Origin of the sequence: Psychromarinibacter sp. S121 (assembly GCF_049801035.1) — a bacterium.
In the GTDB taxonomy this organism is placed as follows: domain Bacteria; phylum Pseudomonadota; class Alphaproteobacteria; order Rhodobacterales; family Rhodobacteraceae; genus Psychromarinibacter.
This window is the reverse complement of the sequence record NZ_JBNAGE010000005.1, coordinates 219719-242198: the sequence shown is the minus strand read 5'-3', so window position 1 is coordinate 242198 and position 22480 is coordinate 219719. Positions and strand designations below refer to the sequence as shown.

The window sequence follows — 22480 nt, the reverse complement described above, 5'->3', positions numbered from 1 at the left end:
GGCGGGGCCGGTGAAACAGCCCCGCTCGCCGTCATTTCGCGGACCAGCCGCCGTCGACAGGCAGGATCGCACCGTTGATGAAACCCGCAGCCGGCGTGGCCAGAAACACCGCCACCGCGGCGATCTCTTCCGCCGTGCCAACCCGTTCCATGGGGATCGCCGTGGTCATCGCGGTCTTGAAGGCCGGGTCGTCCAGGAGGTCGTTGATCATCGCCGTCGCCACCGGTCCGGGGCAGATGCAGTTGGTTCGGATGCCCTTCGCGCCCCAGTCCAGCGCCAGCACCCGGGTCAGCGATACGATCCCGCCCTTTGCAGCGGTGTAGGCATCGGCGCCGTTCACCCCGGCAATCGCGTTGATCGAGGCATTGTTGATGATCGACCCGCCGCCGCGCGTCACCATGTGGGGGATAGTGTGCTTGCAGGCCATAGCCAGCCCGCGCAGGTTGATGTCGAGGATCGCGTCCCACGCCTCGATCGGTGTTTCGGTGATCGGTGCCATCTTGAACCGTGGCGAGGCCGAAAAGCCGACGCCCGCGTTGTTGAAAAGGATGTCGATGCCGCCATGCGTCTCGACCGCATGGGCGACCATCGCGGCGATCTGCGCCTCGTCCGCCATATCGGTGGCGATGAAGGTGCCGCCGATCTGGTTCGCCACGTCTGCACCGGCTTCGGCGTTGATGTCGGCGATCACCACCTTCGCGCCCTGCTGCGCGAACAGTTCGGCGGCAACGCGACCCTGTCCGGCGGCGCCTCCTGTGACGATGGCGACCTTACCGGTCAGCGCCATAAGTTCGTTCATCCGGGTTGTCATGGGTGGACCCTTTCCTTGAAACCTGTGAGTGCGGCGCGGCAAGCGCCGACGGGAGTGCGAAAATGAAGCTGACCGAGCGATTTCATCTGGTGGCCAGCGGCGGCAACGGGTTCGACCTGACCGACCGGCTGGACTGCAACGTACATGTCCTGACCGATGGCCTGCGGCACCACATGTTCGACAGCGGCGCCGGGCTGGATATCGATGGGATGATCGAGGCGATGCGCGCGGGTGGGCTGGACCTGGACGGGCTGGAAACGCTGTTCCTGACACATGCGCACGCGGACCACTCGGGCGGGGCGGCGGCGTTGAAGGCGCGGGTGCCGGGTCTGCGGATCATCTCTGGTGCCGCCACGGCAGAGATTCTGGCGCAGCGCGACGAACGGGCGATCAGCCTCGATCGGGCGCGGGGCGGCTACTACCCCATGGATTACGACTGGACGCCGCCCGAGGTCGACACGGTCATGCAGCCCGATACCCCGATGCAGCTTAGCCCATTCGCGGTGACGCTGATCGAGACGCCGGGGCACAGCGCGGATCATTGCGCGTTCAGGGTGACAGGGCATGGCGCACCCGCCCTGATCGCGGGCGACGCTCTGTTCGCAGGCGGACGAGTCGTGTTGCAGGAGATCCCTGACTGCTCGGTCGCGGACAGTATCGCGTCGATCCGCAAGCTGGCCGAGCTGGACTGGGAAGAATTCTATCCGGGACACGGGACATTCTCGTTGAAGGATGGGCGGAGGCACGCCCGGCGGGCCTTGGACTGGGTTGCGATGACCGGAGTTCCGGCACCTTTCTGAGGCATCGAGACAGACATCTGGACAGGCGACGGAAATTGCTGTTTCTTAATGGTTAAACGATTAACCAATCCTGCCGCCCCAAAGCTGAAGGGTCAATGCCTGCATTAAGGCTGGCCTGGTTCCGGTGGTGGAAAACCGACGGAGCGACCAGCCATGACGCAAGCCACATCCAACGGCGGACTTTCCCGAACGCAGCTGCGGTGCGTTGTATGCGACGCCTCCCGGGCACCCGATCTCGGCGCCGCCTGTCACATCTGTGGCGGCACGCTCGCCGCCCAGGTGGAAGCCCCGGTGCTGCCAGAGGGCCGGGCCGCTTTCTACGACTACGCCGAAGCGCTGCCGGTGGGCGACGTGCGCATCACCCTCGGCGAGGGCGGCACGCCTCTGATCCCGCTGGACCGCATGTTCCCCGACGGCGGTGTCTATGTGAAAGCCGAATGGATGAACGCCAGCGGTTCGTTCAAGGACCGGGGCGCGGCGGTCGCTGTCTCTGCGGCCCGCGCGCTGGGCGCGAAGGGCGTGGTTTGCGCCTCGACCGGGAACAATGCGGCCTCTGTCTCGGCCTACGCCGCGCGGGCCGGGCTGCCGTGTATCGTCGCGCTGGCCAAGGGCACACCGCCGGGCAAGCTGGTGCACTCCAAGGCCAACGGCGCCATCGTGGTCGAGGTCGACGGCACATTTTCGGACGCGTTCAGGATGGCCGAGACCATCGCCGCCGAGCATTCGGACTGGGTGAACCTCACCTCTACCTACCTCAGCCCGTACATGACGGCGGCGCATGCCACGATCATGTGGGAGCTGCAGGCGGAACTGGGCGAGGTCGGCTCGGTCATGATCCCCATCGGGGCAGGGCCGATGCTGGACGGCATCGTGGCCGGGGCCGAGGTGCTGCTGGCGCAGGGGCGCATCGCACGCATGCCGGTCCCGGTGGGCGTGCAGGGCGCGGGCTGCGCGCCGATCGCGCGAGCCTTCGATGAAGGCGCCGACACGGTCGACGAATGGAGCGATGCGGTCACCGGGATGCCGGGGTCGATCAACGATCCGTTGCGGGGCTACGCTTCGGACGGCACACGGACTCTGAAGCGTATTCGCGGCGCGGACGGACACGCGGTCGCTGTGACCGACGACGAGATCCGTAGCGCGATGCTGGACCTCGGGCGGCTGGAAGGGATCACGGCCGAGCCTGCCGCAATCGCGGCGCTTGCGGCGTATCGCAAGCTTGAAGACAAGCTGCCGAAACCCGCCGTCCTGATCCTGTCCGGGCACATTCTGAAAGACGTGCCGGCACAGGCGGCAGGGGAACTCGAGAGCATCGCTGTCAGCCCGGATCTGGCCACGGACGAGATCATCGCCCGCGCCCTTGATGCATTCAACGGCTGACCGCGTGCGTTTAGCTGCGGCGACCACCGGCGTGCTGCACGAGTTCGACGAGGATCTCGGCGGCACGCACGACCTCTGTCACATCGACATGCTCGTTGTCGGAGTGGGCGACGTCGATGGTGCCGGGGCCGAAGACGATGGTCGGGGTGTTGGCCTTCGTCATCTTCGACGCGTCAGACCCGTAGGGAACCGCAATCGGCGCAGCGGGAAGGCCGCGGGCGGCAAGAACGGCGCCCATCTCTGCGACGATACGGGCGTCGTCCGGCACCTGCTGCGAGATCGAGTCGATGAAAGGCGGGTGCATCGTCACGCCGAACTCGGGCAACGCGTCCGCGGCGAAAGCCGCCACGACGCCGCTGATCTCGTTCCAGGCGTCCTCGCCGGACTGGTCGGGCAGGGTGCGCATGTCGAAGGTCAGCCGGGCGCGCGCAGGGACCGTATTCTGCCCTTCGCCGGCTTCCATCATCGTACAGGTGAGGCTGCGCGGCCCAAGGGTGGAGTGGGTGCGAGGCGTGCCTTTGATATACTCGCGCAGATGCAGCACCAACTGCGCAGACGCGGCCAACGCGTCCAGCCCTTCGTGCGGCTGCGAGGCATGGGCGCCACGCCCTGTCACCTCGACCACAAAGCGGATCACACCCTTGCAGGCAGTAACCATCGCCAGTTCGGTGGGCTCGCCCGCAACGCCCATCTCTGCCGGCGGGTGGGTTGCGACGTGGTGCAGCACGCCAAGAAAGGTCGATTCTTCGTCCACCGCAGCCACGAAGGTCACGTTGCAGGGCGTCCCGGCCCGTTTCAGGGCGGCCATCGCCAGCATGAACATTGCCAGACAACCCTTGTCGTCCACCGATCCGCGCCCGTACAGCAGGTCACCCTCCAGCCGGGGCTCGAACGGGGCGGCCATCCCCTCGACCTGAACCGTATCGGTGTGGCCCTCCCACAAGATCGACGGCGCGTCGGGGTCTGTGATCAATTCTACGACCACGTTCGGACGCCCCGGCAGCACCTCATCCAGCCGCGCCGGCAGCCCCAGATCGGTGCACCATTCCAGAATGTACTGCGCCAACGCAGCCTCGCTGTGCCACGCCTCGGGTTGGCCCTCGCGAAGGAAATTCGGATTGATGCTTGGGATGCGTACCATCTCGGAGAGGAGAGAGACCGCTTCGTCGCGGGTGACGGGCTGGGCCGTCAGCGTCTTCGAATCATGTGGCAATGGACGTTTGGTCTCCTTGGGGGACAGTCGCACGGAATGGGATCACCCGGTGGCCGCTGTCCTGTTGATTCTGTGGGAAAGCTTGTCCGAGATCCGGTTGCAGGCACGGCGCAGCACCTCGAGGGCATGCTGCCGTCCGTCCGGTCGGTTGTGGCGGTTGACGAAGGGTATGACAATCGAAGCTATCGCCGTGCCCTGCGGGCCGAAGATCGGGCAGCAAATATCTGTGATTCCAATGAAATCGCTACTGTCGCGCATCCAATAGCCCTGATCGCGGACGATTTTCAGCCGCTCGTCCAGAAGCGCGCGATCCATCGGTGCGTCGAGATGCGCCTCGGCGACCTTGATCGCGCAATCAAGCATCGTCTCGGGCATGAACGCCATGATTGCGATCCCCGAGGTAGCGTCGGTTGCGACCCGGCCATAGCCAAGGTGCAGCGTGAAGGACATGTCCTCGCCACCCGGCACTACCGCGGTGACGACCGTGCGGCCCGAGGCCAGCACGACAAGATGCGGAGATTGCCCGCATTCGGCGGCAAAGGCTTCGAGTTCGGGCATGGCGGCAGTCAGGAGATCCTGGGAACTGGGCGCATGCAGGCCCAGTTTGAACAGCCGTTCGCCCAGCGAGAAGGCTTCGGTGTCCGGGTTGCGCTGAATGTAGCCGCGCTCCTGCAGGGCCACGATCATGCGAAACAGCTCGTTCTTGGTGCGCCCGAGGCCCTCGGAAATTTCCTTCATCGTCAACTCGTTCCGCCGCTCTGCAAGCAGCTCCAGGATGTCGAGTCCCTTGATAAGGGCCGGGGCGGAATAGCTGGCCGTTCTCTCGGGTTTTGTCCGCTCTGTCATCGCCTGGCTCCCTCCGGCATCTGCGCGTCGCTGATTTTTCTAGCAACTGCATATGCTCCGGTCGATGGTTTCATATTCGAACTTGACATCAAATATAAAACTAACAGTCTTAACCCCACAAGACATTTCTGGTGCCCGCGTCGCATGCGGGCTCCGGGCGACCAAGTCGGGGGCGGCCGATCCGGCCACCGCGCAAAAGCCCGCAGGCGGGCTCTGCAAAACCAGGTTTCTTTCAGGAGACGCCAAGACCACATGCCCAGCTTTGATGACATTGTCGCTGCACGCGCTCTGATCGCGCCCCGCCTTCGGCAGACGCCGGTGCTGCGGCTGGATCATTGCCGAGGCGCGGACCTGGCGAACCCTGTACATCTGAAACTTGAATGCCTGCAGGTCAGCGGCAGCTTCAAGATCCGGGGCGCGACGCATCGCGCGATGACTTTGCCCGAGGGCGCGGCACCGGGCGGGCTAGTGGCGGCCTCCGGCGGCAACCATGGGCTGGCCACCGCCTATGTAGCGCGCGAGGCAGGACTGCCGGCGACGATCTTCCTTCCCGAGACTGCCAGCCCAATCAAGGCCGAGAAGTTGCGCCGCCTTGGCGCAGAGGTGGTCCAGACCGGCCGCTTCTGGGACGAGGCCCACGAGGCCGCGACCGCCCATGCCGAACGTATCGGCGCCTTCTACGTCCATCCGTTCGCGGACCCGGTGATTGTCGCGGGGCAGGGAACGGTAGCGCTGGAGATGGTCGAACAGATTCCCGACGCCGACACCTACATCGTCGCTATCGGCGGCGGCGGGCTGATCGCGGGCATGTCCACTGTGCTGCGCAAGATGAAGCCCGATGCCCGGATCATCGGGGTGGAACCCGTCGGTTCTCCGACGCTTCGCAGCAGTCTTGACGCGGGACATGTCGTGCGGCTGCCCGAGGTGACGACTCGAGTGGCCACGATGGCCTGCGGGCGCACCCACGAGGACATCTTTGAAACCGTCCGCGACCTCGTCGACGAGGTGGTCCTTATCGAGGACGACGCGATGCAGTCGGCGGCGGAATTGCTGTGGTTCGAGTTCGGTCTTGCCGCCGACCTCAGCGCCGCGGCCTCGCTTGCCGCACTGATGACCGGCGGCGTGACGCTGCCGCCCGAGGCGGTGGTGGCCGGGCTGGTCTGCGGCGCCGGCACCGACGGGCTCGGCGCATGAGCGCCGCCCGCAGACCGAAGTATTTCGTCATCCGCCACAGGACGGCGCGACCATCGAACACAACAAGATGCAGGCAACTGTGCGCCTTTAACGACCATCATGGAGCTACATAATGTCTAGAAAAATGACCCTTGCCGCCGCGACGCTTCTGTCGCTTGGAACCGCGATCCCGGCAGTCGCACAAGATGACGTGCCGACCCTTGGTCTGGCCGCGATCGACCTGCAGAACTCGTTCTTCGTGCGGATGCGCGAAGCGGGCGATGTCGCCGCCGAGGAATACGGCGTGAACGCCACCTGGCAGTCCGCCGAGGGCAGCCTCGAAAACCAGGTCGGCATCATCGAGAACTTTATCAACCAGGGTGTCGACGCGATCCTGATCGACCCGCTGGACAAGAACGCCGTGATCCCGGTGATCAAGCAGGCGACTGATGCCGGCATTCCGGTCATCACAATGGGCAACAAGGTGGAAGCGGGCGAGAACTACGGCACGCTGTATCCGGACTATGAAAACATGTCGATGGTCGCACGCGCGCTGGCCACCGCCATGGGCGGTGAAGGCAAGGTTGGTCTGCTGGTCGGCGCACGCGGCAACTTCGTGTCCGACACCCGTGAAGCCGGCTTTACCGAGACCATGGCCGAGGAATTCCCCGGCATCGAGATCGTCGGCATCGAGCCCACCAACTGGGACGCCGCCACCGCCGCCAATGCGGCGCAGACCTGGCTGACGGCGAACCCGGATCTGGCCGGTATCGCCTGTATCTCGGACTCGATGTGCCTGGGCGCCGATTCCGTCGCTGCTGCGATGGGTGCGGACCTGCTGTACGGCGGCCATGACGGCGACGCCGAGATGGTCGAACTGCTGGATAGCGGCAAGATGGTCATCGACGTGCTGACCGGCGCCTACCGCGTTGGGTATTGGAACATCGCTGTGGCCGCCCGCCTTGCGAAGGGCGAAGAAATGCCGCTGGACCTGTTCATGCCGACCTACTTCATCACGTCGGACGACACGGCAGCAATGCTGGCCGAAGCGGGTCTCGAGATCGACTACCTGACACCGTCGGTCGCTCAGGAAGCCGCGATGGGCTACTCCGAGCAGCTTGGTCCGGACCTGCCGACCTCTGCGATGACTGCGGGCGAATAAGCCCGGACGCTGGCGAGAGTGCCGTCCCGGGTTCCGGGGCGGCGGACCGCTTGCCGGACGAACGGCCGGGCGCGCGGGTTTTCCCCGCCGGAGCGCCCGGAGAACAGATTTCCCGCCCTTTCGCGTCAACAGGCGCACCGGGGACGCAAGACAGGCACAGCCCATGCCCGACCGTGGTTTCTCTTCGCTTTTCCGCCGCAACGAACCGATCCTGATCGTCGTACTGATCGTCGCCGTGGCCGTGTTCGGCGCGGTCGACGCGCGGTTCCTGTCGACGGGCAACATCGTTTCGATCCTACAGCAAAGCGCAGTGACGGCGCTGATCGCCTTTGCAATGACCACGGTGATCCTGACCAAGGGCATAGATATCTCGGTCGGCTCGACGCTGGCATTCTCGGGCATCTGCGGCGGATTGGTGTTCCAGGCCACAGGCTCGGCCTTTCTGACGATCGCCGCCGCCCTCGGGGCCGGAGCGGCGATGGGTCTGCTGAACGGCTTGCTGATCGGGTTTTCGGGTATCTCTCCTTTCATTGCCACGCTTGCGACCATGGCGTTTGCGCGGGGCTTCTCGCTGAACCTGTCGGACGCGTCGTCGATCCCGATCAGCGACCCTGTGCTGGTCTTTGCAGGCCGCGAGACATTGGGCGTGGTGCCGGTGTCGGTGGTGATCGCGGGTATCGCGCTGGTGGCGTGGTGGTTCGTGCTGACGCGCACGACCTATGGGCGCTGGATCTACGCGACCGGCGGTTCGGCCACGGCTGCACGGGCGTCGATGGTGCCCGTACAGAAGGTGCGTCTGTCGGCCTATGTCATTCTCGGGCTGACCGCCGGGATCGGTGCGGTGCTGACGATCGGACGGCTGGGTTCGGCCCAGCCGCTGGCAGGCACCGGGCTGGAGTTCACCGCCATCACCGCCGCGATCATCGGCGGCACCAAGCTGTCGGGGGGCGAGGGCTCGATCTGGGGCACCGCAATCGGCGCGCTGCTGCTGGGCGTTATCAACACGGGGCTGTCTTTCCTGCAGGTGCCGCAGACGATCATCTACTTCGTGACCGCCTTCCTTGTGTTGATCGCGGTCCTGCTTAGCCAGCCCGAGACCATTACTGCCTTGCTGAAAAAACGCCGTCGCAAGATCGGCCCGGCCGCCGCGGCGTCGGAAGACGCCGCGCACGGACACCCTGAGAGGCATAGCCTTGAACTGCGGGGTCTCGGCAAGGAATTCCCCGGCGTGAAGGCTCTGGATGGCGTCAGCTTTGCAATCCGCGCGGGCGAGGTCGTCGCGCTGGCGGGCGAAAACGGCGCGGGCAAGTCGACGCTGGTCAAGTGTATCAGCGGCATCTACCGCCCGGACGAAGGCGAGATCGTCATCGACGGCCAACCGGTCCGGTTCCAAGGTGCGAACGACGCCAAGGGCATCGCCGTGATCCACCAGCATTTCAGCCTCGCGCCCGACCTGACGGTGCTGGAGAACCTGTTCCTTGGCCGCGAGCCGCGCACCGGGGCTGGGATGCTGAACCGCCGCCTGATGAAGGCCGAAGCGGAACGCATCATGTCCGAACTGGAACTGGACATCGACGTCACCGCCGAACTGCAAAGCCTGACCGTGGGCCGTCAGCAGATGGTCGAGATCGCCCGCGCGGTCCTGTCCGACGCGTGGCTGTTCGTGATGGACGAGCCGACCTCGGCCCTGTCGAACCGCGAACGCGACCGCCTGTACGAGGTGATCGCAAAGCTGAAGGCGCGCGGCGCTGGCATCCTGTATATCAGCCATAAGATGGAAGAGATCTTCAGCCAGTGCGACCGCGTCGTCGTGATGCGTGACGGTCGCTACATCGGCTCGCGCGAAACGACCGAGACGACTGAATCCGAAATCGTGTCGATGATGGTCGGGCGCGATGTCGGAGAAATCTTCCCGTGGCTCGAAGCGCCGACCGGTGAGGTCGCGGTCAAGGTCGATGGCATCTCGGACGGCAATTTGCTTAAGGACGCCAGCCTGCATGTGCGGCAGGGCGAAATCCTTGCGCTCGCGGGTCTTATGAGTTCGGGCCGAAGCGAGGTTCTGCGCCTGATCGCCGGGCTGTCCTCGCTCGAGGCGGGCTCGATCGAGGTGTTCGGCAAGCCCCAGTCGGGCGGGGATATCAAGGAAGCGAACCGCAACGGCGTCGTCTACATCCCCGAGGACAGGCACCTTGAAGGCTTCGTCGGCACCATGACGGTGCGCGACAACCTTTCGCTGGCGTGGCTGCGCGGAAACACGAAGGGCGGCATCCTTTCGTGGCGGGCGATCAACCGCCTTGCACGAGAACTGATCCAGTCGCTGGGCGTGCGCCCGGCGCAGCCCGAGAAACGTACGGGCGAACTGTCCGGCGGCAACCAGCAGAAGGTCGTCATTGGCAAGTGGCTGGCCACCAAGCCGCGCGTGATCCTGCTGGACGAGCCGACCCGCGGCGTCGACGTAGGTGCGAAATCGGAACTGCACCGCCTGTTTGCGGACCTCAAGAAAGAAGGCGCGGCGATCATCATGGTGTCCAGCGAACTGCCCGAGGTGTTGGGCGTCGCGGATCGCATCGTGGTGATGTGCGAAGGCCATGCAGTCGGAGAACTGCCGCGCGGCGCCACGGAAGAAGACGTGATGCGACTGGCGCTTGGCGATGCCGGGCCAGTGCGCCACGCGGCCGAGTAAGGAGTAGCCAACATGACCCATGACCGCGCGCAACTGCTACGACGCCTTCTGGACCTGTCGCCGCTGATCCTGCTGGCCGTCTTGCTGGTGATCTTTGCGATCCTCGACCCCCGCGTGATCTCAGGGCAAAGTCTGATCAACATTGTCGGGCAGGCGACACCCATCGCGGTGCTGGCGCTTGGCGCGATGATCGTGCTGATCACCGCCGGCATCGATCTGTCCGCCGGCGTCGGCGTGGCGTTCTGCGCCGTGCTGATGGCGTCGTTGAAGATGGCGGGGGTTCCGCTGGGGCTGGCGATCTTCGCCGGGCTGCTCGCGATGACCCTGATCGGCGCGCTGAACGGGGTGGTGATTGCCTACCTGAAGATCCCGCCCTTCGTGACGACGCTTGCGGCGATGGTCGCTTTGCAAGGCGCGACGCTGGCGGTCGCCTCATCGGGGGTGCTGATCCTGCGCGAACCGTTCCTGCAGTTCATCGGCGTCACCCGAACTTTGGGCCTGCCGAACATCATCTTCCTGACTGCGACGATCGTGGCGGGGGCAGGGTTCCTGCTGCGACGCACGCGGTTCGGACTGCGCACCTACGCGCTGGGCTCTGACGCCGCCGCGTCCGAACTCGCTGGCGTCCCCATCGCGCGACACACGGTGCTGGTTTATACCGCCTCGGGCGTGTTCGTGTTCCTGTGCGCACTGGTCATGGTGGCTCGCGTGCCCATCGTGACGCCGAACCTTGGCGGCACCACGCTGCTACTGGACGCCATCGCGGCGGCGGTTCTGGGCGGCACGTCGATCTTCGGCGGGCGCGGCACCGTCTGGGGCACGATCGTCGGGGCGCTCATCGTCAGCCTGCTGACCACGGCTTTGCGGATCTTTGGCACGGACCCGTCCAGCCTGGAGCTGTACAAGGGCGCCATCATCATGGTCGCGCTGCTGGCCGACAGCGGCATGACGCTGGCCAAATCGCGATTGGCGCGGGCGGCCTAAGTCGTCACCGGCTCACCAGCATTACCCAATTCACGACGAAGGAGAGACCGATGACGGTCCAGTTCTCGACGCGGCCCGAGGGTCCGCACCTGCGCGGCATCGCGATTGACGCGAAACCCTCGGGCGACGGTGTCGTAGCGCAGCATCTTATCGGCGGCATCTGGGAGGATGGCGGCAGCGGACGCTTCCTGCGCATCGACAGCCCGGCCACGGGCGAGAGGCTGGGTCACGTCCCGATGGGCACAGCCTCTGACATCGACCGTGCGGTCGCTGCGGCCGAGGACGCGCGTGATGGACTGGTCGCCATGGGGACCTTTGCCCGTGCCGCGCTGTGCATGGACATGGCCGCCGCTATCGACGCCGCGGCAGACGAACTGGCGCCACTTCTGAGTCTGGAGCAGGGCAAGCCGCTGGCCGAGGCGCGGGCCGAGGTAGGTGGCGCGGCTTTGGGCTTCCGCAATGCGGCAGAGCAAATCAAGTGGCTGGAAACCGGGGTGATCCCGGTGGCCGACCCGGCCAAGCGTGCGCACAGTTTCCTGCAGCCCAAGGGCGTCTTCGGGATCATCACCCCTTGGAATTTCCCACTGGGGCTGCCGTGCATGTACTACCTCGGCCCGGCGCTTGCGACCGGGAACGCGGTGGTGTGGGTGCCGGCCCCCTCGACTTCGCTTGTGGCTTACCGGCTGGCGCAATTGCTGGTCGGGGCCGGGATGCCCGAAGGCGCGCTGAACCTCGTCACCGGCGACGGGGCTGAAGTCGGCGATGCCACGGTGGTGCACCCGGGCGTCCACGCCATCGGTTTCACCGGCTCAACCGCCACGGGCATGACCATCGCGCGACGCGGCGCGGGCAAACCGTTGCTGCTGGAACTGGGTGGCAACGGGCCGACCGTGGTGTTGGAAGACGCCGATGTCGAGCTTGCCGCCGCACGCGTCGCGGCGGGGGCCTTCGGCAACGCGGGCCAGATCTGCACCGCGACGGAAAGGGTGCTGGTTCACCAAAGCCTTCACGACCGCTTTGTCGAACTGCTGGCCCGGGCTGCAGGAGAAGTGCGACTTGGTCACCCGCTTGAACCCGGCACTACGATGGGGCCATTGAACAATGCCGCCTCGTTCGACAAGATGCTATCCCACATGGACGACGCCCGGGCGCGCGGCGCGCAGGTCTTGGCCGGTGGTGGCACGGCGCAAGGGCTGCCCACCAATCTGTATTTCCAGCCGACCATCGTCACCGGACTGGACGCCGACAGCCTGTTGAATCGCGAAGAAAGCTTCGGCCCGGTCGTGCCCGTTCTGACCTTCGCGGACGAAGCCGAGGCTTTGCGCCTTGCCGCCACCAGCCCCTACGGCCTATCTGCCGCAGTGTTCACCCGCTCTATTACGGCCGCTTATCGTCTCACCGAAAAGCTGCGGGCGGGGATCGTGAACATCAACGAAATGAGCAGCTACTGGGAGCCGCATGTGCCTGCAGGCGGTGCCTCGGGGACGCAAAGCGGCCTGGGCCGCACCGGTGGCCGGCACACTTTGATGGAGATGTGCGATCTGAAGACGATGGTGGTCGATATCGCCGTCTGACGGCAGAAAGGCCCCGGCGCGGAAAACCGCACCGGGGCAATGTGTTACGGGTGGATCTTGAAGATCACCTCGACCTCGACGGTCATGTAATTCGGCAATGATCCCATGCCCACGGCAGACCGGGCGTGCTTGCCGCGTTCGCCAAGGATTTCGATGAACAGGTCGGAACAGCCGTTGATCACCTTCGGGTGGTCGCGGAACTCGGGAACGGCGTTGACCATGCCCAGCACCTTCACCGCCTCAAGCTTGTTCAGGTCGCCCGCCAGCAGGTGCGCGACGCCCAGCAGTTGAATGCCGACCTCGCGCGCATGGCGGTTGGCGTCCTCAAGCGTGACTTCGCCTCCGACCTTGCCCTCGTGAAACGTGCCGTCAGGCTTGCGCGGGCCTTGGCCCGAGAGGTACATGAAGCTGTCGATGATCTTGCCGGGGATATAGGTCCCGGCGGGGGACGGGGCAGGCGGAAGCTCGATCCCTGCCGCCTTCAGCCGTTCGTAGGCGTCCATAGCGTTGTCCTTCGCGTCGTGTCTTTAGTGGCCGTCGAGGATGGCGCGGGCCATCTTCTCGCCGATCATGATCGAAGTCAGGTTGGTGTTGGCCTGACAGTCAAGCGGCATGATCGAGGCGTCGATCACCCGCAGCCCGTGAAAGCCCTCGACACGGCAGGCCGGGTCGACCACGCCGGACCCGTCGCCCGACATCCGGCAGCCGCCGATGCCGTGCTGCGCGTCCGAGCATTGCTCGAGCACGAAATCGTCCAGTTCGTCATCGGACGCTTCGTCCAGCCAGCCCAGCGGCAGGTCGCTATCGCCCAGCGTGACCCCGTCGACGATCGACTGGATAGGGTCCAGCGCCACCAGCGAACCAAGGTGGCGATACCCGGCGCGGAACTGGGCGCGGTCGGTCTCGTCGTCCAACATGTTCTCTTCGACGACAGGCTGCATGAAGGGATCGGCCGAAGCGAGCATGACCGAGCCGCGGCTGGAACAATCCATCAGGATGTTGTTCACCATCGCTGCGCCGAACTGAGCGCTGTCGCTTTCGCTTTCGACGCCAACACCGCCGTGGTTCATAGCGACGTACAGGATGTCGTCCCGCTCGGCGCCCTCGACCCCGGTGCTCATCCGGACGCAGGCATTGGTGTGGCGCGCGTTCACGTCGCGGGCGCGGTGTTCGTTCTTCAGCTTCAGTTCGAAGCGGCAAAACGGGTGGTCGAAGAAATCCTCGCCCACCGGCAGATCGGCGACAGGTGCGATGCCGTGCGCCTTCAGAGTGTCGGGTCGACCGATCCCGCTGCGCTGAAGGATCGGCGGGGTATGGATCGACCCCGCTGAAAGAATGACGGTTTCGGCGTGGAACTCTTCCGGTTCGCCGTTGACGATGGCGCGCACCCCGGTGGCGCGGCGGCCGTCCAGCAGCACGCGGTCCACCGTCACGCCGCAGCGGATCGAGAAGTTGTTCCGGCGCCGCGCGGTCTCGAGATACGAGTCGTTGGTCGACACCCGGCGCCCGTCGCGGTTGTTGATCGGGTAGCACGACACACCCTCGGTGTCGGGCGCGTTCAGGTCGTCGTTCCACGGATGCCCGGCTTCCAGTGCTGCATCGCGCAGGGCGCAGTCGACCGCGCCCCAGTTCTCTTGCGGCATCCGAAAAATAGGGATCGGGCCGCCCTGACCGTGATAGGGCGCCTCGATCGGGTCATCTTCCAGCACGTTGAAGAACGGCAACACGCCGTCGCGGCCCCAGCCGGTGCAGCCCGCCTTGCTTTCCCAGCGGTCGAAGGAATGCAGCAAACCGCGGATTGCGATCTGCCCGTTCACCGCGGTCGAGCCGCCCACGCCTTTGCCGCGCCAATAAATCCGATGCTCCTGCCGCGCGGTGCGTCGGGCCATCAGGTCCGGATACATATACTGTTCTTGGAAATGTCGCGGCAGCAGAAGGTTGAACGGATTGGGGCTGGCCATCTCGTCCGGCTGGTCAGCGCTGAGATAGTCAGGGCCGCTCTCCAGCAGCAGGACGGTCTTGTCCGTGCCATCCGTCAGACGAGCGGCCATCGCCGCCCCCGCTGCCCCGGCACCGACGATAATGAAGTCGTACATGTCTTGAAACTCCGAATATGGTCACTCCCACTTTGGGGCGGTTTGCGCCATATGTAAATCGAAGTTTGTATATGAAACCATAGCGCGCTTGTGAGGGCTGGAAACACCCGGTTCGGCTTTGTCCAAAAGATTCAGGTTAAGCGGGGACGGGCCCGTAGCGTCCGGCTATGACCGAGCACAACGCGCTCAAAGGCTTGCAAAGCAGCCCCGAGATCATTCGCTTGCCGGTCACGATGTACGTCCGGTTTCCGCTTTCGCTGAGTGGCGCGATCTCTGTGCGGTGTAAGAGGCAGCCATCCTGTCCTTGTAAAGACGAGCTCGAATTCGTCTGACAGCAGCCCGGCGCGGGTTCTGTCACGCGGCGTTGGGGCAGTCCCCCTTCAATCCGTAAGGAATGTCCTTACGTCGCCCAAGCCCTTGAGATGACTTTGCTTCGGCTCGAACCCGGTTGCGCCCTGCAAGGTCAGTCTTTGCCGCGTCTCGGCGGACAGGTGGATGCGGCCGGGCACGCCGGTGCTCTCGATGCGGCTGGCGATGTTCACTGTCTCGCCCCAGACATCGTAGACAAACCGGCTGCGGCCGATCAGGCCGGCGATCACCGGGCCGGTGTGCAGGCCGACGCGGATCTCCATTTGCTTGTCGGTCAAGCGGCCCATTTCGCCGATGATCGCGCGGGCGAAAGCCAGCGCGCGCTCTGCGTGGTCGTCGAAAGGCAGGGGCACGCCGCTGGCGGCCATGTAGGCGTCGCCGATGGTCTTGATTTTCTCGACCCCGTGCTGTGCTGCGAGATCGTCGAAGGCGAGGAAGATCTCGGTCAGCCGGCGCAACAGCTCGCCGGGGTCCATGTTCGCGGTCCATGGCGTGAAATCGACGATATCGGCGAAGATGATGGTGGTCGAGGGCACGCGGTCGGCGATCACCTTCTCGCCCGCGCGCAGCCGTGCGATGACCGGCGCGGGCAGCACCGCGTGCAACAGGGCGTCGGCGCGGTCGCGCTCGTACTCGATCTCGGCCAGATAGCGTAGCTCGCGCTGGTGCCAGCGGTGCTTTTCAAGGCAGGAACTGACCCGCGCGTGCAGCAGCACCGGGTCCACCGGGCGCTGGAGGTAGTCCTCGGCGCCAGCCGCAATGCAGCGGGTGACGGCGCGCATATCCTTCAGCCCCGACACCACCACAACCGGGATATACCGCCATTTCGGGTGGGCCTTGATCCGTGACAGCAGTTCGATCCCGTTCATGTCGGGCATCAGCACATCCACAAGGATCACGTCGATCTCGGTCGTCTCAAGGATCTCTAGCCCCGTCGCGCCAGAGTCCGCAGTGGTGACGTCATGGCCCTGTCGGCCCAGTTGCCGGCGCATCAGGTCGAGGTTCTCGTGGGTGTCGTCGATCACCAGCATATGCCCCGTCTCGCGCGTTTCGGCGTCGGTCGCATGGGTCAGCGTCGCCTCAAGCGAGGCGGCGACCAGCCCGTCGACGGCTGAGCCGGACAGGCTGGCGCTGTCGGCCTCGGGGCCCAGAACACGGTCGATCTGTGACAGCAGCAGGGCGCACTCGCCGACAACGGTGCGGATGTCGGCCAGCAGGGGCTTGGGGAGAACGTCCTCGAAATCCTCGGTGATCAGTTCGGAATATCCGATGATCGCGTTGATCGGCGTGCGCAGATCGTGGCGCAGGCGCTGGCGGTCGGACAGGACGACGCCGGTTTCGCCTACGGCGACGATCATCGCCAGCAACTCGCGCGCGGCAGCGCGAACCTTTTCGGCGTCGGCGCTGGCCTCGGCGAAGTCCAGCAACGCAAGTTCGTCGCAGACGATGTCCTGAATCCCGGCGATGGATTCCGCCGGGCCTGCAAGGCGCTGGATCACCCGCGCGGCGAGCGCCCGCTCGCGGATATCGTTCGTCGCCTCGATCATCAGCCGGGCAACAGCGTCTCGATCTTCGATAGAAGGTCGGGCAGGTCGATGGGCTTGGTGCCGAAGGCGTCGCAGCCTGCGTCCAGCGCCTTTTGACGGTCGGCCTCCATCGCGTGGGCGGTCAGGGCGATGACGGGGATAGTAGCGGTGTCGGCGTCCTCTTTCAGGGCGCGGGTGGCGGCCCAGCCGTCCAGCACCGGCAGGCTCATGTCCATCAGCACGATGTCGGGGCGGGCCGCACGGGCCGTGTCTACCCCGGCCTGACCGTCGCGCGCGGAGATGATGTCGTAGCCTTTCCGCTTTAGCCGTCGGCTGAGCATGTCGAGGTTCATGTCGTTGTCCTCGACGATCAGGATGGTCGTCATGGGGCCTCCTCGTTGGCGGTGGCGTTTACGCTGCCGACCTGCCGGGCGATGGCCGCCAGCAGGTCCGCCCGCCCGTCACCGCCCTTCATTACCACGTCCCGTGCGTTGTCCTGCAGCCAGTCGAATTCTCGCCGCGTCAGGTCTTTCGATGTGACGATAATCACCGGCAGACCACGGCCGGCCTCGGTCTCGCGCAGGCGCTTGAGCGTCTGGAACCCGTCGAGGGTTGGCATCATCAGGTCCATAACCAGAAGGCTTGGCCTGCGCTCCTCAACCAGCGCCAGCGCCCGCGCGCCGTCGGCCGCCTCGCGCACGGACCAGCCTTCGCGCGATAGGATGCGCCGGAACAGGCCGCGGGTGGCGGCGTCGTCGTCGACCAGCAGGATCTCGCGCTCGGCGTCGCCTGCCAGCGCCTCCAGGGCCGCGATCAGGCGGTCGGGGTCGACGGGCTTCATCAACTGCTCGACCGCGCCGAAGGCCAGACCCATCTCGCGGTCGGTCAGGATGCTGACCATAATGACCGGCGTTTCGCATAGGATCGGATCTTCTTTCAGGTCGCGCAGCACCGACCAGCCGTCGCGTTCGGGCATGATGATGTCCAGCAGCACTGCATCGGGCCGCCGCTCGCGCGCCAGGGCAAGGCCGGTGGCGGCGTCGGAGGCGGTCAGCACCGTGTAACCGGCGTCGCGCACGGTGCGGCCAATACTGTCCAGCGCGGCTTCGTCGTCGTCTATGATAAGCACGGTGGGCGTTCCGTCGGCGGGCGCTGGCGCGCGCGCGGACACAGGCAGGCGGATGGTGAAGGTCGATCCCTTGCCGGGCTCCGACACCACGGACACGCCGCCGCCCAGCATCTCGCAATAGCTTTTCACGATCGACAGGCCCAGCCCGGTGCCGCCGTACTTGCTGGCGGTGGAACTGTCGGCCTGCGCGAAGGGCTGAAACAGACGCGACAGCTGGTCCGGTGTCATGCCGATGCCTTCGTCGCGCACGTCGAAGCGGATCATCTCGGCTTCGGGCGTGACGGTCAGGTCGACCCGCCCGTCCTGCGTGAACTTGCTGGCATTGGACAACAGGTTGAACAGGTTTTGCCGCAGCTTGGTGCGGTCGGTCATCATGGTGCCGATGTCGTCCGCGACTGTGACCGAAAGCGTGTTGTCGTTCATCGCCACCAGCGGTGCGACGGTGGCCTGTACGTCGTCAACCAGCGCGGCGATGCCCACCTCTTCGATGTGCATCTCCATCTTCCCGGCCTCGATTTTCGACAGGTCGAGAATGTCGTTGATCAGCGCCAGAAGGTGCCGGCCAGAGCTTTCGATGCGTTGCAGATCGGGGACCGAGGTCGTATCGCCCGCATCCTCGGCATCTTCGATCAGCATCTCGGAATAGCCGATGATCGCGTTCAGGGGTGTGCGCAACTCGTGACTCATAGAGGCAAGAAAGCGGCTTTTGGCGTCGTTGGCCTCCTCTGCCTCGGCGCGGGCGGCTTCCAGTTCGACCTGCCGGCCGCGCAGTTCCGAGATGTCGGAATAGACCGCGACGGTGCCCCCGTCAGGGGTTTTGCCCTTCGAAACCAGAAGGTAATGCGGGCCGTAGGGCAGTTCCGCCCGCGAGCCTCCGGGGTTGGTGTGCCGGGCAAGGCAGTCGGCCCGCCACGCGTCGGCGTCTTCGGCGGGAATGTTCAGGATGCCCGACGCGATCTCAGCGTCCAGAAACTCGGCGTAGGTGGCGGTGTCAGGCAGGGTGCGGGCGAAGGGGAAGACCTCAAGGAACCGCTCGTTGCGCAGGACCATGCGGTCGGTCTCGTCGAACAGGGCAAAGCCGTCGGGGATCGTTTCGACCGCTGTCAGTACAGTGCGCCGCTGTTGCGCGTTGATCTCTTCCAACTCGGCGCGGGCGCGCTGGGTGTCCCACAGCGTACGCAGCGTGTTGGACAGGCGGCCGAACTCGTCCGGGCCCTCGGGGGGCAGATCGACCGGCGGGCGCCCTGCCTGAAGGTCGGCCATCGCGGCGTCGATGCGGTTCAGCGGTTGCAGGATCGAGCGCAGGACCAGCGCCGTCAGAAGCGCCCCCGCCAGGACGATCACCAGACAGATGATAAGCGCGCGGAACCGTGCGTCCTGCGCTGCGCTGGCAGCGGTGTCGTTGGCGCGGATCGACTGTTCCGACAGGTCGTCGACCAGCGCGGCCATCGCCGAGGTAACGGCGTCGCTTTGGGTGCGGGCCTGAGACATCAGGGCGTTGCCCACCACGCGGTTGCCGTCGGCATAGGCGTCGACGGCGGCGATGGCGGTGGTCCAGATCGTGTCGGTAGACGAGCGGATCGTCGCCGCCGCCTCGGGCGCGAAGGCCTCGAGCGCGGTGATGCGGTCGTTCAGCTGGTCGCGGGCGGCTTCGGCGTTGCGTTCCGACAGCGTAAGTTGGCTGACCGCAAGATCTGCCAACCAATACCGCACCATCCCGAAATCGCGGTTCGCAGCGGTCGCCACCTGTAAACGGTGAAAGCGTTCCGTCGCTTCGGCGATGCGCTTCTGGTTAGCCGAGAACTCGAACGCCATGACGACCGTCGACAGCACCAGCACGCCCAACAGGATCGCCGACAGGCCGCCGATGCGCAGGGCGATGCGCGGAACCCGCTGGCCGGGCGAGGCAGGCGCGTCGCCATCGGCGTCCGGGGTGACGGTCATTGCGCGTCGTGAAGGATGATCGAGATCGCGCCGCCCAACTCGCCCTCGGTGCCGCCTTCTTTGGGGAAGCCCGTCACGTCCACTTCGCCCGCAGGGCCGCCGTGACAGCTAAGGCAAGAGGCAGAGTAATACTCTGGAATCAGCATCCGAAAGTCCGCGCCGTCGACCACCTCGAACCACGGCGCGCCCTTCTCGTGGTCAACGGCGCCGAACCGCGTCTCGATCACCTCTGCCTCCCACGCGTCGGGCCGGGCCGTGCGATTGCGCACCAGATCGGGTGGGGCGGTGACCTTGACGTTGGCCAGATCGCCCACGGTTTCCCCGAAGCGTTCGTTCACGAGGCGGGCGAAGACGGCGGGGATGAACCCCTTGAAGCCCATGCCTTCCATGTTGATGACCTGCTGCTGTTCGGCCACCACCGCGCGCATGGCGTCCAGCTGCGCCTGTGTCAGGCGGCGTTGCAGGTCGGTCAGGTCGTCGGTCAGAGGCGGTTCGCCGTTAGTTTCCAGATAGGCCGCGATCACCTGATCCATGAAGACATCCGGCGTCAGGCCCTTGTCGCCCACGGACGCGTCGTTGATCCGGTCTTGGTTCGCCGACACGACGGCACGGCCCGCCCGCAGCAACGCGGCAAGGCGGTTGCCGGTGGCGACCAGCGCGTCGTGGTCCTGCGCCGGGGCGGGAAGCGGCAGGGCAAGCAGGGTAAGGACGGCAAGCGGGGCAAGCAGCAGACGCAACGGTCGGGCAGGGGCAGGGCGGCGCGAGGAACGAGGCTTCGTCATTCAAAAGTTCCTATCTGTTCATTTGCCGCGCGCAGCCGGTCGGACAGGCTGCGCACAAGGTTCGCCAGGATCACCGAGTGAACGTTCGGACGGGCTTCGAAAATCTCTTTGATCTGCTCGATCGAAAAGGCGTGGCACAGGACCGGGCCGCTGGCGACAGCGTTGGCGGATCGCGCGCCCCCGTCCAGCATCGCCAGTTCGCCGAACGCCTGCCCGGGGCCCACCGCGCTGATCCGGCGCGTCGTTTCGCCCACGGGGATCGTGATGCTGACCACGCCGCGCGCCACCACGTAAAAAGCCAGCGCCGCGTCGCCCCGGGTGACGATGGTCGCGCCGGGGTCGTAGGAAAAGCTTGAGGCGGCGCCTTCCAGAACGGCGATCTCGTCGGGGGACAGCCCCTTGAAGATCTCGGCCTCGGACAGCCGCATCGCGTCGTCGGTGCCGAGGATGCCTGCGGTCTCCAGCACCGTGTCCTCGAACGCCTCCAGCGCGGCCTCGGTCGTTGCAAAGGCCAGCGCGTCGGTGGCGTCGTGTGCCGCCAGGGCGTCGGTCAAGGCCGGCAGCAGGCGTTCGGGCGTCTCGGCAAGGTAGACCCGGGTGGTGTCGTCTCCGACCGTGCCGGGAATGCGCGACAGGATGTCCAGCGCGGCGGGGTCCATGCTTTCCACCCGCCGCAGGTCCAGCACCACACAGCCAGCCAGTTGCGCGGCGACAGCGGCCTCGTTCGCGGCGCGTTCGGCCGTGGCGAAATGCAGCGGGCCGGTCAGTTCGACGGCGGCGAAGGACTCGCCGCTTGCTTCTAGCGCACGGCGTTCGGGTGCGGTGCGCTGGCGCAGCGAGCGGACCTCGCGCGCGCTGTAGACCCTGCGGATCGCGCCGCCCGGGTCGACCGCGTTGGTGCAGGCGTGCAGGCCGAAGTCGCGTGCGAAGCGGCGGCAGACCTCGATGCCCCTGACAGAGTTGCCCACCGCATCGAGCTTCGGGGAGTACACCGCGATCCCCATATGTCCGGGTATCACGGCCATGATCATCCCCGAGACGCCGCTTTTCGCGGGCAGGCCCACGTCGTAAAGCCACTGGCCCGCATAGTCGTACATGCCGCAGGTGGTCATCACCGACAGCACGTCGCGGGTGACTTCGGGCGCAAAGACCTGTTCGCCGGTCACCGGCTGCCGTCCGAACGTCCCAAGCGTGCAGGCCATCGCGGCAAGGTCGGCGCAATTCACCAGCACCGAGCACTGCTTGAAATAGAGATCCAGCACCAGATCCGGGTCGGGCTCTATCATGCCCGAGTTCAGCATCAGCCACGCGATGGCGCGGTTGCGGTGTCCGGTCTCGTGCTCCGAGGCGAACACGTCCTTGTCGATGGACAGCCGTCGTCCCGCAAGGCGCGAGAATAGGTCGACCATGCTCGTCTCGTTCCGCTCGGCCGTTTCCTGCGCCAGAAGCGACGCGGTGACGATAGCGCCGGAGTTGACCATCGGATTGAAGGCGCGGTTATTCGCCTCGTCCAGCACGATGGAATTGAACCGCTCGCCCGTGGGTTCGACCCCGACCTTGGTCAGCACCGTGTCACGCCCGAACCGCCGCAACGCCTCACCATACATGAAGGGCTTCGACACGGATTGGACCGTCACCATCCGGTCCCAGTTACCCGCCTTACAGAACCGACCGTCCGCCGTGGCAATCGCGATCCCAAAGTCCTCGGGGTCGGCAAGGCCAAGCTGCGGGATGTAGGTTGCGATGTCTCCGGTCTCCAGCCCGGCAAGCTCCGACACGAGCGCATCAAGGTATGTATTCAGCACCGAATGGCCGGTCGAAAAGGCCTCCTCCGGGAAAGACTTCATCAGAACTCTCCAAAAATATACCTGAGTGTCGACACTTGCTTACGCTACGGCAAGACTAAAAAGCTGAACCCGTGCAAGAGGGCGAAAGTTGCCCGTGTTTCCCGCGTGGCCAAGGGCCCGCCGCTGGCGGTTCTGCCTGTTCCTTATGCAGCTTGCTTGTG

At 65.5% G+C, this 22480-nt stretch carries 17 protein-coding genes; 7 read left to right on the top strand and 10 right to left on the bottom strand.

The genetic code is table 11. The annotated features are described in order from the left end of the window. Nucleotides 1–31: 31 nt before the first annotated feature. Nucleotides 32–799, bottom strand: coding sequence for an SDR family NAD(P)-dependent oxidoreductase (locus tag ACP156_RS21735; RefSeq protein ID WP_425053487.1), 768 nt, complete (start codon nucleotides 797–799; stop codon nucleotides 32–34). 74 nt (nucleotides 800–873) lie between these two features. On the opposite strand from ACP156_RS21735, the gene ACP156_RS21730 reads away from it, so the two are divergent. Together ACP156_RS21730 and ACP156_RS21725 are read left to right on the top strand one after the other, a co-directional pair. Further along, nucleotides 874–1611, top strand: a complete 738-nt coding sequence (locus ACP156_RS21730; RefSeq protein ID WP_425053486.1) for an MBL fold metallo-hydrolase — start codon at nucleotides 874–876, stop codon at nucleotides 1609–1611. 153 nt (nucleotides 1612–1764) lie between these two features. Beyond that, the gene (locus ACP156_RS21725) at nucleotides 1765–2991 is read left to right on the top strand and encodes a pyridoxal-phosphate dependent enzyme (RefSeq protein WP_425053485.1); all 1227 of its coding nucleotides are present in this window, start codon (nucleotides 1765–1767) and stop codon (nucleotides 2989–2991) included. 10 nt (nucleotides 2992–3001) lie between these two features. On the opposite strand, the gene ACP156_RS21720 is transcribed toward ACP156_RS21725, so the two are convergent. Further along, nucleotides 3002–4204 carry a M20 family metallopeptidase gene (locus tag ACP156_RS21720; protein ID WP_425053484.1) on the bottom strand — a complete coding sequence of 401 codons (1203 nt, stop codon included), beginning with the start codon at nucleotides 4202–4204 and terminating at the stop codon, nucleotides 3002–3004. 42 nt (nucleotides 4205–4246) lie between these two features. Then, nucleotides 4247–5050 (bottom strand): IclR family transcriptional regulator, encoded by an 804-nt coding sequence (locus ACP156_RS21715; RefSeq protein WP_425053483.1) that lies wholly within the window; start codon nucleotides 5048–5050, stop codon nucleotides 4247–4249. 252 nt (nucleotides 5051–5302) lie between these two features. Here ACP156_RS21715 and ACP156_RS21710 point away from each other — a divergent pair, with 252 nt between their 5' ends. The 5 genes from ACP156_RS21710 to ACP156_RS21690 all read left to right on the top strand — a co-directional run bounded on the left by ACP156_RS21710 (nucleotide 5303) and on the right by ACP156_RS21690 (nucleotide 12626). Further along, complete coding sequence (locus tag ACP156_RS21710) at nucleotides 5303–6244, top strand: threonine ammonia-lyase (RefSeq protein WP_425053482.1); 942 nt, start codon at nucleotides 5303–5305, stop codon at nucleotides 6242–6244. A gap of 112 nt (nucleotides 6245–6356) precedes the next feature. Beyond that, a complete protein-coding gene (locus ACP156_RS21705; protein WP_425053481.1) occupies nucleotides 6357–7385 on the top strand; it encodes a sugar ABC transporter substrate-binding protein in 1029 nt (342 codons plus the stop codon). 163 nt (nucleotides 7386–7548) lie between these two features. Continuing rightward, nucleotides 7549–10068: an ATP-binding cassette domain-containing protein gene (locus tag ACP156_RS21700; protein WP_425053480.1), complete on the top strand. Its 2520-nt coding sequence runs from the start codon at nucleotides 7549–7551 to the stop codon at nucleotides 10066–10068. Nucleotides 10069–10080: 12 nt separating this feature from the next. Next, nucleotides 10081–11052: an ABC transporter permease gene (locus ACP156_RS21695; RefSeq protein WP_425053479.1), complete on the top strand. Its 972-nt coding sequence runs from the start codon at nucleotides 10081–10083 to the stop codon at nucleotides 11050–11052. A 50-nt stretch (nucleotides 11053–11102) separates the two neighbouring features. Further along, the gene (locus ACP156_RS21690) at nucleotides 11103–12626 is read left to right on the top strand and encodes an aldehyde dehydrogenase family protein (protein WP_425053478.1); all 1524 of its coding nucleotides are present in this window, start codon (nucleotides 11103–11105) and stop codon (nucleotides 12624–12626) included. A gap of 44 nt (nucleotides 12627–12670) precedes the next feature. Here the strand turns inward: ACP156_RS21690 and ACP156_RS21685 are convergent, their stop codons facing one another. The 7 genes from ACP156_RS21685 to glsA form a co-directional block, all read right to left on the bottom strand. After that, on the bottom strand, nucleotides 12671–13129 hold the full coding sequence (locus ACP156_RS21685) for a RidA family protein (RefSeq protein WP_425053477.1): 459 nt from the start codon (nucleotides 13127–13129) through the stop codon (nucleotides 12671–12673). 24 nt (nucleotides 13130–13153) lie between these two features. Then, nucleotides 13154–14722 carry a GMC family oxidoreductase gene (locus tag ACP156_RS21680; protein WP_425053476.1) on the bottom strand — a complete coding sequence of 523 codons (1569 nt, stop codon included), beginning with the start codon at nucleotides 14720–14722 and terminating at the stop codon, nucleotides 13154–13156. A 380-nt stretch (nucleotides 14723–15102) separates the two neighbouring features. Continuing rightward, on the bottom strand, nucleotides 15103–16638 hold the full coding sequence (locus ACP156_RS21675; protein ID WP_425053475.1) for an adenylate/guanylate cyclase domain-containing protein: 1536 nt from the start codon (nucleotides 16636–16638) through the stop codon (nucleotides 15103–15105). Beyond that, on the bottom strand, nucleotides 16638–17003 hold the full coding sequence (locus ACP156_RS21670) for a response regulator (RefSeq protein WP_425053474.1): 366 nt from the start codon (nucleotides 17001–17003) through the stop codon (nucleotides 16638–16640). Before ACP156_RS21670 ends, ACP156_RS21675 begins: the two co-directional genes overlap by 1 nt. Next, nucleotides 17000–19690 carry a response regulator gene (locus ACP156_RS21665; RefSeq protein ID WP_425053473.1) on the bottom strand — a complete coding sequence of 897 codons (2691 nt, stop codon included), beginning with the start codon at nucleotides 19688–19690 and terminating at the stop codon, nucleotides 17000–17002. The genes ACP156_RS21670 and ACP156_RS21665 overlap by 4 nt, the downstream gene beginning before the upstream one ends. Further along, on the bottom strand, nucleotides 19687–20472 hold the full coding sequence (locus tag ACP156_RS21660; protein WP_425053472.1) for a c-type heme family protein: 786 nt from the start codon (nucleotides 20470–20472) through the stop codon (nucleotides 19687–19689). The genes ACP156_RS21665 and ACP156_RS21660 overlap by 4 nt, the downstream gene beginning before the upstream one ends. Next, the gene (glsA, locus tag ACP156_RS21655; protein WP_425053471.1) at nucleotides 20469–22319 is read right to left on the bottom strand and encodes a glutaminase A; all 1851 of its coding nucleotides are present in this window, start codon (nucleotides 22317–22319) and stop codon (nucleotides 20469–20471) included. The genes ACP156_RS21660 and glsA overlap by 4 nt, the downstream gene beginning before the upstream one ends. Nucleotides 22320–22480 lie beyond the last annotated feature (161 nt).